Annotated in this window: 8 protein-coding genes; 5 read left to right on the top strand and 3 right to left on the bottom strand. The window is 63.2% G+C overall.

Annotated features, from left to right (window positions below; translation table 11 throughout):
• Positions 1–23: 23 nt before the first annotated feature.
• The 4 genes from LQG66_RS04105 to LQG66_RS04090 all read left to right on the top strand — a co-directional run bounded on the left by LQG66_RS04105 (position 24) and on the right by LQG66_RS04090 (position 5231).
• Positions 24–770 (top strand): peroxiredoxin, encoded by a 747-nt coding sequence (locus LQG66_RS04105; protein ID WP_231323688.1) that lies wholly within the window; start codon positions 24–26, stop codon positions 768–770.
• A gap of 104 nt (positions 771–874) precedes the next feature.
• On the top strand, positions 875–2239 hold the full coding sequence (locus LQG66_RS04100; RefSeq protein ID WP_231323686.1) for a M23 family metallopeptidase: 1365 nt from the start codon (positions 875–877) through the stop codon (positions 2237–2239).
• Positions 2240–2418: 179 nt separating this feature from the next.
• Positions 2419–2760, top strand: coding sequence for a DUF2946 family protein (locus tag LQG66_RS04095; RefSeq protein ID WP_231323684.1), 342 nt, complete (start codon positions 2419–2421; stop codon positions 2758–2760).
• 176 nt (positions 2761–2936) lie between these two features.
• Positions 2937–5231 (top strand): TonB-dependent receptor, encoded by a 2295-nt coding sequence (locus tag LQG66_RS04090; protein WP_231323682.1) that lies wholly within the window; start codon positions 2937–2939, stop codon positions 5229–5231.
• Positions 5232–5298: 67 nt separating this feature from the next.
• On the opposite strand, the gene LQG66_RS04085 is transcribed toward LQG66_RS04090, so the two are convergent.
• Together LQG66_RS04085 and LQG66_RS04080 are read right to left on the bottom strand one after the other, a co-directional pair.
• Complete coding sequence (locus LQG66_RS04085; protein ID WP_231323680.1) at positions 5299–6465, bottom strand: trans-sulfuration enzyme family protein; 1167 nt, start codon at positions 6463–6465, stop codon at positions 5299–5301.
• A 124-nt stretch (positions 6466–6589) separates the two neighbouring features.
• The gene (locus tag LQG66_RS04080; protein ID WP_231323677.1) at positions 6590–7726 is read right to left on the bottom strand and encodes a pyridoxal phosphate-dependent aminotransferase; all 1137 of its coding nucleotides are present in this window, start codon (positions 7724–7726) and stop codon (positions 6590–6592) included.
• 111 nt (positions 7727–7837) lie between these two features.
• On the opposite strand from LQG66_RS04080, the gene LQG66_RS04075 reads away from it, so the two are divergent.
• The gene (locus LQG66_RS04075; protein ID WP_231323675.1) at positions 7838–9274 is read left to right on the top strand and encodes an aminotransferase-like domain-containing protein; all 1437 of its coding nucleotides are present in this window, start codon (positions 7838–7840) and stop codon (positions 9272–9274) included.
• Between the two features lie 351 nt (positions 9275–9625).
• Here the strand turns inward: LQG66_RS04075 and LQG66_RS04070 are convergent, their stop codons facing one another.
• On the bottom strand, positions 9626–12814 hold the full coding sequence (locus tag LQG66_RS04070; RefSeq protein ID WP_231323673.1) for a tetratricopeptide repeat protein: 3189 nt from the start codon (positions 12812–12814) through the stop codon (positions 9626–9628).
• Between the last annotated feature and the right edge of the window lie 439 nt (positions 12815–13253).

Below are 13253 nucleotides of genomic sequence, written 5' to 3'. Positions count from 1 at the left end.
CGAAAGCGACGAAAGGAAGGCGTATGTCAAAGGAATCACGAAAGAAATCCTCCAACCCGTCGTCGTACGGTGTGTCCGTCGGGAACCGGCCGGCTATCGCGGCCAAGAAGACGACCGCGACCAAGACATCGGCCAAACAGGCGACGATGGCCGCCAAGAAAACCACCGCCAAGACGAATGCCAAGATCAGCCCCAAGATCAGGCCCAAGACCAGCGCGAAGACTGGAGCCGCGGCTGCAAAGTCCGTGACCGGCAAGCCCAAAGCCGTCGCACCGGCCAAATCGGCCACGCCCGCCACCGGTGGAACCGGACTCGCCGAGGGCGCCAAGGCCCCCGCCTTCCGGCTGCCGCGCGACGGCGGCGGAACCGTTTCGCTGGCCGACCATGCCGGCCGGAAGCTCGTGCTGTTCTTCTATCCCAAGGCCAACACGCCCGGCTGCACCAAGGAGGCGATCGACTTCACCCGCCTGTCGAAGGATTTCGCCGCCGCCGGCACCGCGGTGCTCGGCGTCTCCGCGGATACGGTCAAGGCGCAGGACAGTTTCCGCGACAAGCACGGCCTCGCGGTGCCGCTGATCTCCGACGAGACGCACGAGATGCTGGAGGCCTACGGCGCCTGGGGCGAGAAATCGCTCTACGGCCGCAAATTCCTCGGCATCATCAGGAGCACCGTGCTGATCGGCGCTGATGGCCGGGTCGCCAAGATCTGGCGCAACGTCAAGGTCGACGGCCATGCCGACGCGGTGCTGGCGGCGGCCCGGGATCTCTAGAACACACGGCATGACGTTGGGGAAAAATTAACCATGCCCGGGTCAAATCCCTCCCGTAAATGACGCCGTGAGGAATGCATGTTCCGATCGGCGCGGGAGTGCCGATGTCGCATCGTTCCGGCCAGTACGCCGAATATCCCCAGCACCATGCTCATGACCGCGGGCACGCCTTGCATCAGAGGCGCGCTCCGGTCAGCCATCCGGCGCCCACTGCCGCGGCCTCGCAGAGCGACTACACGCTGGTGCATGCCGGCAAGCAGGTTCGCATCGGCCCGATCGTGTTCTGGATCGTGGTCGGCACGGTCTCCTTGCTTGGCCTGTGGTCGGCGGCGACCGCCACCTATTTCGCGTTCCGCGACGACGTCCTGACCCGGCTGATCGCGCGCCAGGCCGAGATGCAATACGCCTATGAGGACCGCATCGCCGAGCTGCGCGCCAAGGTCGACCGCGCCGCCAGCCGGCAGCTGCTCGACCAGGAGCAGTTCGATCAGAAGCTCGACCAGATCCTGAAGCGCCAGACAGCGCTCGAAGGCCGCGCCACCGCGCTCGGCAGCATGCCCGACGTCACCGGCTCGATTCGCCTGCCGGCACGCGCACCGGCCGCGACCGAAGCGCCGGCGACGCCGGCCACGCCAAAACCGTCGCCGATCAGCGACACCGTGATCTTCACCGCACCGCCCGACCGCGAGGCCCGGCTCGAATCGCGCAGCCCCGTCATGGCCAACGCGCAACCCAACCAGTTCGCCAAGCTCGCCGGCGTCGACAACGTGCTGACGCGGCTGACCCGCTCGCTCGACCAGGTCGAGGCGCGGCAGATCGCGATGCTGTCGTCAGCCGAAGAAACCATGGAATCGAAGCTGCGCCGCATGCGTGGCGTGATCACCGATCTCGGTCTCGACATGGGCCAGCTCGAAGCCGCGGCGCCCAAGGGCGGGATGGGCGGACCGTTCGTTCCGGTGAAGCTCGGCGCCGAGTCCGGGCCGTTCGAACGCCAGCTCTACCGCATCAGCATCACCCGCGCGCAGGTCGAGAAGCTGAACCGCACGCTGTCGCTCGTGCCTTATCGCAAACCCGTCATCGGCGAGGTCGAGTTCACCTCCGGCTTCGGCGTGCGCTCGGATCCGTTCCTCGGCCGCCCCGCGATGCATACCGGGCTCGACTTCCGCGCCGCGACCGGCGACCCCGTCCGCGTCACCGCCAATGGCAAGGTGGTGAACGCAGGTTGGGCCGGCGGCTATGGCCGTATGGTCGAGGTCGACCACGGCAACGGCCTCTCCACGCGCTACGGCCATCTCTCCGAGATCAACGTCAAGATCGGCCAGCAGGTGAAGATCGGCGACATCGTCGGCGAAGTCGGCTCGACCGGCCGCTCGACCGGTCCGCATCTGCACTACGAGACCCGCATCGATGGCGAAGCCGTCGACCCGCAGAAATTCCTGCGCGCCGGCGTGCGGCTGAGCGCGGGCTAGCTGGCTGCGGTCGCGCACGCCACACGATCGATCGCGCTCCGCGAGGAACGACACCCTGGCTTGAGCGATCGCAACTTGCCGCCGCGCGAAGGCATGTTAATCATGCCGGCGGGGGTTCACGGGTCGTGCGTCGCAATCGCTCATATCGCCAGCATCTGACGGGCACGATCGCCTGTGCGATGGCCTATGTCATCGCGCTGCAGCTCACGCTGGCGGTGAGCCTGAATGCGTTGCTGCCGCCGGGTCTTGCGTTCGGCTTCGGCGAGATCTGTCACGCAGAGGCGGGCGTGGGCTCCCAGGACCGCCAGGACGCGTTGCCAGGCACACCGGCAGCAGCATCTGCTGCTCATTGTCCGCTGTGCGTGACGCCCGGCTTCGCGTTGCTGGCGCCGCCCGATGCGCCCGCGATCACGCTCCGGCGCGTGCTCGGGATCAAGTTCGAACCGATCGCCGCGCCGCGCATCGATGTCGCCGATATCCATTTTGCGCACCGCGCCCGCGCGCCGCCCGTGCACGCCTGAGCGACGTTGCTCGCTTCATCATCTCGGATTTTCGCTGCCTGACGATCCGCGCCTGACCGCGCCACGGTCGGTCTGACACGCACACCGTTCCTCGCATCACTGCCGGGCGCCGTTCGCGCGCGCCCTGCTCCCGTCTCATGCGCAGAAGCTGCGCAACCATCCTTCAGAGTTCATTCATGTCGAACCGCACACCAAGCCAACGACGGCGCATCTCACCCGTCATCTCCGGGCTGGCACCACCCGCCCTGCTCGCGGCAACCCTGCTCGGTCCCGTCACGGACCAAGCCATCGCCCAATCCAATCCGTTGCTGCCGACGGTGACCGTCGATCCACCGCGTCCCCGCACGGCCAAACCGAGGCCTCGGCCCACTGGACAGCAGGAGACCCGCGCTCCGGCACAACGCGCCACCGGACCCGCCGCCGAGCACAACGACACCGCTCCGAATGCCGCGGTCCGCACGCTGCCGCCACAGGCCGGCTTCGATCGCGCGCTCTCGTCGAGCGACTCGGCGAGCCTCGTCACCGATCTGCCGGGCGGTGCGGCCTGGGGCGCCGGCGGCGTCTCCAGCCTGCCCGCCGTCAACGGCTTCGGCGCCGACCGGCTGCAGGTCGCGATCAATTCGATGCTGATCTCCCCGGCCTGCCCGAACGAGATGAATCCACCGCTGTCCTTCGTCAATCCGGCGATGATCGCAAAGATGCGCGCCTATCTCGGCATCGGGCCGGTCTCGGTCGGCGGCGACTACATCGGCAGCCGCATCGACGTCACGACCGCGCCGCCGGCCTTTGCACCGGGCGATGGCTGGATCGCCAGCACGCGCGTCTCCAGCTTCTTCCGCAGCAACGGCAACGCCTATGGCGTCGATGCGACCGCCACCGTCGCCAATCGCGACACCAGCGTGACCTATAGCGGCGGCTGGGTGCGCGCCCGCGACTACAAGGCCGGCGACGGCTCGACCGTGAAGTCGACGTTGTACGAGACCCAGAACCACGCCATCAGCATCTCCAGCCGGACCTTCGGCAACCTCTTTACCTTCCAGCTCGGCGGCCAGTTCATCCCCTATCAGGGCTACGTGAACCAGTACATGGACATGGTCTACAACCGCGGCCTGTTCGCCAATGGCCGCTACGAAGGCACGTTCGACTGGGGCATGCTCGAAGCGTCCGCCTTCGTGCACCAGATCCGGCACACGATGGGCTTCATCGCCCCCGACAAGGTCGCGTCCATGCCGATGGACACCAAGGGCCTCGACGGCGGCTATGCGATCAAGGCGACGCTTCCGGTGTCGGGCCAGGATCTGCTGCGCGTCGGCAACGAGCTCGCGCTCAACCGGCTCGACGACTGGTGGAATCCGGTGGCGGGATCGATGATGATGGGCCCCAACGCCTTCATCAACATCAATGGCGGACGGCGCGACCGCGTCGGCACCTTCGTCGAATGGGAGCGGCACTGGGACCGGCAATGGACGTCGATCATCGGCCTGCGCAACGATGTGGTGTGGATGAACACCGGCAATGTCGCCGGCTACAATGCGATGATGTACGGTGCCGATGCCGCGGCGTTCAACGCCGTCGATCACGCGCGGACCGACGTGCATCTCGACGGCTCTGCGCTCGTCCGCTACGAGCCGAACGCGATCAGCCAGTATGAGCTCGGCTTCGCCCGCAAGACGCGCTCGCCGAACCTCTACGAGCGCTACGCCTGGTCGACCAATGCGATGGCGATGAACATGATCGGCTGGTTCGGCGACGGCAACGGCTATGTCGGCGACCTCGACCTGAAGCCGGAGAAGGCGCACACGGTCAGCTTCACGGCCGGCTGGCATGATGCCGCACAGAAGCTATGGGACGTGAAGGTGACGCCCTATGCGAGCTACGTGCAGGACTACATCGACGTCGACCGCTGCGGCACCGCGACCTGCCTCGCCAGCAATCCGACCAACCTGACCGCCAACACCGGCTTCGTCTATCTGCGCTTCGCCAACCATGACGCGACGCTATACGGAGTCAACGTCGAGGGTCGCCTGACGGTGTGGGACGATCTGACCTATGGCCACGGCCAGATCCGCGGCCTGGTCGGCTATGTCCGAGGCCGCCGCACCGACGGCGTCGACCTCTATCACATGATGCCGGTCAACGCGAAGCTCGCGCTCGACCATCACCTCGGCGGCTGGACCAACTCGGTCGAGCTTCAGCTCGTCGGATCGAAGCACATGGTCAGTCAGGTCCACAACGAGCTGACCACGCCGTCCTACGCGCTGGTCAACCTGCGGACCGGCTACGAATGGCAGCACGTGCGGCTCGATCTCGGCGTCGACAACCTGTTCAACCGGACCTATGACCTGCCGCTGGGCGGCGCCGATCTGGTCGACACCAAGGTGGTGTCGATGATGGGCTCGTCCGCCGCCTACGGCTATTCCGTCAAGGGCCCGGGCCGGTCGCTGAACGCGCGGCTGAGCGTCAGCTTCTGACGTTGCCGTCGACGAGCTCGCGGCCGCTTGCCGCGGGCTCGTCACGACTGGCTTCGCCGATCATACGTTACGCGGCGGCAAGCGCATCGAGAAAGCGCGACAGATCCTGCCACAGCTCGCCCGGCTCCTCGAGGCCGATGCTGAGCCGCACCAATCCCTCCGCTGCATTCCACGGACTTACCGTGCGATCGGCCGCGACATCCATCGGCGCGATCAGGCTGTGGGTGCCGCCCCAGGAGGCGCCGATCGCAAACAGGCGAAGCCGTCCGAGCGCCGGATCAATTCGCTCCTTGAACTCCGGCTTGATGACGATACTGAAGACGGCGCTCGAACCGGCGAAATCGCGCGTCCAGACCTCATGACCCGGACACGACGGCAGCGCCGGATGCAGCACGCGCGCGACGGCCGCCGCGCTTTGCAGCCGCTCGGCGAAGTCGCGCGCGACGCGGCCGCTATGCGCCATGCGGACGCCCATGGTCTCGATGCCGCGCAGCGCCAGCGCCGCCTCGTCCGGCGACACGCCGATGCCGAGCACGCCGAGCACCTCGTTGATCGCCTTGCGCAAGGCGAGATCCCTGACCGTGATCGAGCCGAGCAGCAGGTCGGAATGGCCGCCGACATATTTGGTGAGCGCTTCGATCGCGAAGTCGACGCCGTGGGCCAGCGGCTTGAACAGCAGCGGACTGGCCCAGGTGTTGTCGCAGCCGGTGAGCACGCCCCGCGCCTGCGCGGTGCGCGCAATCGCCGGAACGTCCTGCACCTCCATCGTTCCCGACCCCGGCGACTCCATCCAGATCAGCTTGGTGCCGGCGTCGATCAGGTCGGCGATGCCGGCCCCGATCAGGGGATCATAGACCGCATGTGCGATGCCGCGGGACGCGAGATAATCGGCGCACAGGCTGCGCACCGACGGATAGACGTGATCCGGAATCAGCACCTTGTCGCCGGGCTTGAGCACGGCGAGCATCGTGACCGCGACCGCGGCCTGTCCCGAGGGAACGAGCACGGTGCGCTCGCCGCCATGCAGCGCCGTCAGTTGCGCCTCGAGCGTCCGCGTCGTCGGCGTGCCCTGCAGGCCGTAGATGTAGTCATCGAGGCCGCGCTGGTGTCGTTGCGCGAACGCTGCGGGATCATCGTAGACGATGGTCGAGGCGCGATAGGTCGGAACCGCCAGCGACGAAAAACCTTGGTGGGACACGGCAGGATGCTGAACGCAGCGGGTGAGATCGTGCATGGAACCTCGCAATGGGAACGCTGCGATCATCGTAGCCCAATCCCATCGCCGGAAAAGGCTGCACGCGGCATGACTGCAGCGCGCTCACGTTGCGGTCAGCACGTCGCGATCTGCGCCCGCGGCGTCACGCCGCCTGCCGCAGCGCCTGCGCGATACGGCCGAGCGCCTCGTCGAGATCCGGCAGCGTGAGCAGGCCGAAGCCGAGCCGGAAGACGCGCGGCTCGTCGCCGAACCACGATCCCGGCCCGACGCGCGTCTCGCGCGCCGCAAGCTCACCGTGAAAGCGCACGACGGCTGCGTCATCGAACACGTCGCGCCTCAGCCGGACGCAGCACAGCGCGCCGGCATCCGGCCGGACCCATTCGATCATGTCGGCGTGCGCCTCGACGAAGGCCGCCGTTCGCGCCAGCCCCGCAGCGAGATGGCGACGCCGGTCGCGCATCATGGGATCCAGCGTCTGCATGATGCGCAGCGCGATCGCCTCGTCGACGACGGAATTGGAGATGGTCGTGTTGAACTTGGCGAACTCGAGCTGCGCGCGCAGCGCCCGATCCTGCGTGATCACCCATCCGGTGCGGATGCCGGGCGCGCCATGGCATTTGGAGAACGACGCGCAGCTGACGATGCGGCGATCCAGACCGACGAGGCTCGGGCGTGCGTCGCCGTCGCCATGCACGGCCTCGCGATAGGTCTCGTCGACCAGCAGGAACGCGTCCGGGCAGATCTCCTGCATGCAAGCGAGCACGCCGCGCACCTCCTGCCCGGTCAGCGCAACACCGGAGGGGTTTTGCGGCGAGGCGAGGCTGACCAGGCGGGTCCGCGGCGTCAGCAACGATCTGAGACGATCGACGTCGAGCCGGTAGCCGTCGTCGAAGCGCATCGGCAGCTCGACGACATCCATGCGCACCGCATCGAGCACGCTACGCGCATTGGGAAACACCGGACGTCCGATCACGACACCGGCGCCGGGCTCGCCGAGGATGAAGGCGATCAGGAACAGCGCCTGCATGGCGCCGACGGTGGTGATCACGTCGTCCGCGTCGACGCCGTGGCGCGCGGCGATCAGCTGGCGCAACGCCGCACTGCCGTCGGTCGGGCCGTAGGCGAGTGCGAGATCCTCCAGCTCGGCCCCGAAGCCATCAGCAAATATCTGGCCCAGCCTGAGATCCGGACCGAGGCTTTCGGCGAGGTCGAAACGGACCGCTGATGACGTCAAGGTCATGATGTCGTTGTGCGGGAAACGGCTGGGCACGTGAGGCATTGGCGAAACTCCGGAGCAGAGGCGCCCTACGCTACGGCCGCAAGGCCAGAGGATGACAGATACAGACGAGATGAATTGTCACCAGAACAGATTTCGTGTTGGATGGCCTGTATGGACCAGCGCACACCAGATCTGCCGCTCTACGAAGCCCTCGCAGGCCGGGTCGTGGCGCTGGTTGACGACGGCGTTCTGCGCGTCGGGATGCGCGCGCCCTCGGTGCGTGCCTTTGCCGCGCAGCACGGCGTCAGCCTGACCACGGCCCTGCAGGCCTACCGGCTGCTGGAGGACCGCGGCGTGCTCGCGGCGCGGCCGAAATCCGGCTTCTATGTCACCAGCCGGACCCACACGCGGCGGCCGCCGCCGGCGGCCTCGCAGCCGCCGCAGCGCGCCACGCAGGTCTCCGTCAGCAATCCCGTGTTCAGCGTGCTCGCCTACGCCACCGATCCGTCCTACGCGCCGCTGGGCTGTGCGGTCCCGAGCGCCGGCCTGCTCGCGGCCGAGCGGCTGGACCGCCATCTCGCCCGCTGCGCGCGCGTCCATGGCCGGAACTACAACGTCTATGCCGATCCGCATGGCGATGCCGAGCTGCGCGGCCAGATCTCCGAACGCGCTTTGCGGCTCGGCCACGCGGTGCCGCCCGATGGAGTCCTGATCAGCAATGGCTGCACGGAAGCGCTGAACATCGCCCTCAGCGTCACCACCAAGCCCGGCGACACCGTCGCGATCGAATCCCCGACCTATTTCGGCCTGCTGCAGGTGCTCGAGGCCCACGGCCTGCGCGCGCTGGAGCTGCCGACCGACCCGACCAGCGGCATCGACGTCGCAGCGCTCGACAAGGCGCTCGGCGCGCGCCGCGTCGCCGCCTGCCTGCTCGCATCGAGCTTCAGCAATCCGCTGGGCTACCGCACCGACGATGCGCGCAAGGCTGCGATCACGAAGGTGCTGACGCGCCACGGCGTGCCGCTGATCGAGGACGACATCTATGGCGACATCAGCTTTGGCGCGGACCGGCCGCGCCCGTTCGCCGCGATCAGTCCGAAGGCCGACATCATCCTGTGCAGCTCGTTCTCCAAGACCATCGCGCCAGGCTACCGGATCGGCTGGCTCGCCGCCAACCGCCGCCACGACCAGATCCTGGCGGCAAAATTCGCGCTGTCGCTGAGCGGCGCGGCGCTGCCGCAGAAGGCGATGGCCGATTTCCTCACATCAGGCGGCTACGACGCCCACCTCCGGCGCATCCGAAAACTGTTCGCCGACAACATCGACCGCATGCGCCGCACCGTCGACCGCAGCTTCCCGCGGGATACCCGCATGACCGACCCGAGGGGCGGCTTCGTGCTGTGGCTGGAGCTGCCGCACGGCTTCGACGCCGACGCGCTCTATGCCCGCGCCATCCGCGAGCGCATCTGCTTCGTCCCCGGCAGCCTGTTCACGGCCAGCGGCGGCTATCGCAACTGCCTGCGCCTGAGCTGCAGCCACGACTGGAGCGCCCGGATCGAGCGCAGCGTCGAGCGGCTGGGCGAGCTGGCGGATGAGCTACTCCAGTAATCCTCCAGGAGGGAGCCTGCGGGGCTCGACAGTCCGACAACGAGCAGCGCGTCGTGCACCTTGCTGCCGGACGGGAGCAGCGCGGCGATCTCTTGCCCCGCGCAATCAATTTGACGTTCAAGTCCCCTTGCCGCGAGATCGCGACGCAACGTCAATTTCCACGCTACACTAGCGACAATCATTCGGCTCGTGTTCCTAAGGCGCCAATGCGACATCCTCGCTTCGACCGGCCTCAAGGATTCAAAATCAGCAGCTACGTGCCACAACAGACATCGTAGATGCGCGGACCAAATTCGTAGCTATTCGGCTTCCAAACATTTTGGGCGATGGCTCGCACTTCCGACTAGTATTCTAGTTCGAGTTCGACTCTCTCCACTGAGCCCGCAGTCTTTCGATCTCAGGTCTAGCTATAAGTGTTGAATTGAGGTTCTGAATTGTCAGATCGAACATAGCTTCATTGCGAGCAGCTATCGCAAGGCGCGCTCTCGTCACTTGTATCGGGACATTCTTTCGCCAGCGCTCGGGTATTGAAATTGCCAGCGCGTCCCGGACGGCTCGTTGGCGCCCTTCTGTGTCGGGTGACTTGAATATTTCCTGGATAAGGGCTTCCATAAGCAGGCCAATGAGATGCTCGTCGCGTACCGCCGCCGGCCGCAAGAGTTCAATCGCTGATCTGGGTCGGCCTTGGGCCATTAGAACCTCCGCCTCGGCAGAAATCAAGAATGGCTTCATCGCTACAGACACATCGGTCCTGGCTCGCTTCAGCACCGCCTCAGCGCCAGAGATATTTCCTTCCCGAATACGCACTCGGATTAGTGCCAGCGCGGCTCGGGTATTTTGGGGAGTAGCCTCAAAGAGAGGAAGTAGGATTTCGATTGCCTCCTCGTCCAATTTCATCCGCTCCAAATCAGCCCCGAGGGAGGTCAGGATAGAGACGTTTTCCGGATAACGCTTGCGCGCTTTGCGGAGAATCTCGATTGCACCCTCGAGATCGCCAAATTGCTGAAGCGCGCGGGCGAGATAAGTAAACCAATACGGATTCGAAGTACTCCCGGAAAGCAATTTCCTGAAGATTGCGATAGCCTCCTCGTAGTGATGGAGGCCCAGATGTGCTCTGCCCCACTGCTGCGCCACCCACTCGCTTTTGTCCGGAGATAGATCGTAGCTAGTCAGAGTGTCGATCGCGGCCTGATCCTCACAAACGCTCAGCAGTGCGTCCACGTGTGAGGTGCGAATGCCGTTATTGTTGGGGTAGGTCTGCGCTAGGCGCCTATATTCCTTTTCGCCTTCGCGATCACCGGCCCGGATCATGCAGGACGCGCGCCACATCTGGGACGTTTCGTCCAGATCAGATAATGACATTGCAGCCTCAAAGAGCTCCAGAGCCGTGAAATAATCGCGCTTCCTGAAGCAATATGCAGCCGACGATTTTAGTTCTGGAAAATAGTATTGCCCGACAAAACCGACCAAATCTTCCGAATTTATCGATCCGGATAGCATCCTATGAAAATAGCTCTCTCTGATCCATTTCGGATCGTCGTCGCTGCGGTAAATTCTGTCGTATGCATCAGCTATGTTTGAGTTTTCGGATTTGTCTGCTGCATCTTGCTCATTCAGCGAGGCGAGCGTCATATCGTCGACGGTCTGCCTCCTGAATAAACCAAGTGATGAGATCAGCTGTTGCCAGCGTCTATCTGGAATAGTGTACAAGACTTCAGCAGCCCTGGCTCGATAAATTGCTTCGTTTGGGGCGAGTCGTTCAAGCATGGGAACCGGGACTGGCACCCGCAGCTTTGATGCGATCTCGACAGCGGGGAGGGATTGATCGTCAATCAAACGGCTCGTTAGTTCTGCCTGAAGCTTTTGTCGGACCTCAAAAATGAAGTGGTCGTTTAATAGCACCCCTTGTCCGTTTCGATTGAGGACATGCCCAGCCAAAGTCGCGATCAGAGGGTGCCTATCAATCGCTTGAATGAGTTTTTCTGGGTATTCCGATAAATTCGCCTTTCCTCGATCGAAATGGTCGTCCAGCACATTAACGACCGTCTCATCGGTCCCGTATCGCCCGAGCTTTACCTTAGGCAGTAGACCGGAAATTCCTGCGTATTGAAGGGCAGGAGGCAAATATTCGCCTCTTGAGGTTAGAATCACCTTCACTGTCTCTTTCGATACGATATATTCCAGCAGATCCTCAATATCTCGGTCAAAAATGACACCGTTCGAGTCGACAAACTCATCAAAATTGTCAACTACAAGCACCATTCGCGCGGCGAACTGATTGAAGAACTGCCCGATAGCCGCTTTGATCCTATCAAAATTTATATCTCCGAGGACACTAAGTGCTTCAGCGGCTAGGTTCAGCCCAACTTGAGCGAACAACTGTTCTACGATGGGCCAAAATCCGCGCGAAGCTCGTCCGTCGATCATGACAAACGTCTTCTCGTAAAGCCGCTCTTTCAGCAGATGGTTGACGAAGGTCGTCTTCCCGGTGCCGCGGCCGCCAAATACAAGCGCTAAGCGTTCTGGCCCCCGCAAGAAAGCTTCCATAGTGTTAAGCTGTTCGCCGCGCTCGCGGAAGTGCACGCTCACCTCGGGTGTCCGCTTCACCAAATTATTCGCGCGTACGAACGCATCCACGCGACTGGTGAATTCAGCCGCCCGAACGCGGCGAGCAACATCTTTGTCGAGGCTGAGGCTAAGAGCCCCCGCGTTCCGCAATTGCCGGGTGAGAGAAACTAGCTGAAGATCTAGATCGAGCGCTGTTATTAATTCCGGGCGGTCAGGAAGGCTCCGCTGATCGGCCTGATCAAGGGCAGACCACAATTCCCATTGCTGCTGTCGTGCTGAAACGACCATCTGCTCCGACTCAACGCGCGTAGGCACGTCTTGCAGACGGTTCTTTGCAACTATGTTCACCCAGGCGTTTCCGCTGCGAGAGCCCTGCTGCACCGCACTCACCGTCTCGAAGCCGTGGCCTTTGACGCAGCTGGATAACTTTTCCGTAAGCCAGCATGCATGGTGCCGTTCACTCTCGGGAAAGCGGAGCAAATCCTGGATAATGAATTCATCTTTAGGATCGAGATTGCTGGCAACATGTCTTAGGAGCCGGGCAGTTTCAGGCATCGTGAGTTCATGCAGAACGTTTCTGCAGACCACCAGCTGAGGCGAGCCGTGTCTGGGCCAAGCCTCGTAGAACCTCGCGAGTGAGATCGGCTCGACCCGACGACTTATTCCGAGATGCCGTGTAAGACGGGCTATCTCATCGAGTTTATCCTCCTCGTCGATCGCGGCATAGGTCCAAGTCATCTGGTCCCGAAACTGCGGTAATTCAGCCATTCTACTGAGCAGCGTTCCATGGCCGCAGCCAACGTCGAGGATCACACCCTCTCTGTCATCAGACAGACGCTCTGCGATTTTGCCAATAATCGTAGCAAGCTGTGGATCGGCGCTCGCGTCAGCCGAAGATTGAACGATCTCGCGAGTGACATAGCTGCGCACGTAACGATCAAGTTCGTTCTGCAATTTGTCAGTATTGGCCAAAAGTGCCTCCGACCAATAAGGGTAAAATAGTACATTTCGCGCCCAACGTCAGTACTTTTGGCCTCGCTTGAGAATAGCAAAGAAATTCAAGCATTTTGTCGGGCAACGCGAGTGCGATAAACATCAATCACCGACGCAACCTATGAAAGAAATTCTTCAATGACAATATCATTTGGAAGCCACAAATGCTTGGGGGGTGCTGAGTCGGCAAAGGGTCAACATTCACGACTGGATCGAACTGCCTCGTCAGGTCCAGAGCTCGCCCTCCCCGGACTCTGATGAGTGGTGTATTGTCGGCCCATCGCAAAATCTTCTACAACGCAAAGCTCGATAGCTATCAGGTGCAATGCGGACATCGACCGCCGTACAATCAAGATCGATGCGATAAGCACGCGCCCTCGTCCGAAAAGAGCCCGCCTCGTGTTGAAGCCCGGACAGT

This window comes from Bradyrhizobium ontarionense, assembly GCF_021088345.1.
GTDB classification, from domain to species: Bacteria; Pseudomonadota; Alphaproteobacteria; order Rhizobiales; family Xanthobacteraceae; genus Bradyrhizobium; species Bradyrhizobium ontarionense.
This window is presented reverse-complemented; position numbering and strand designations above follow the sequence as displayed.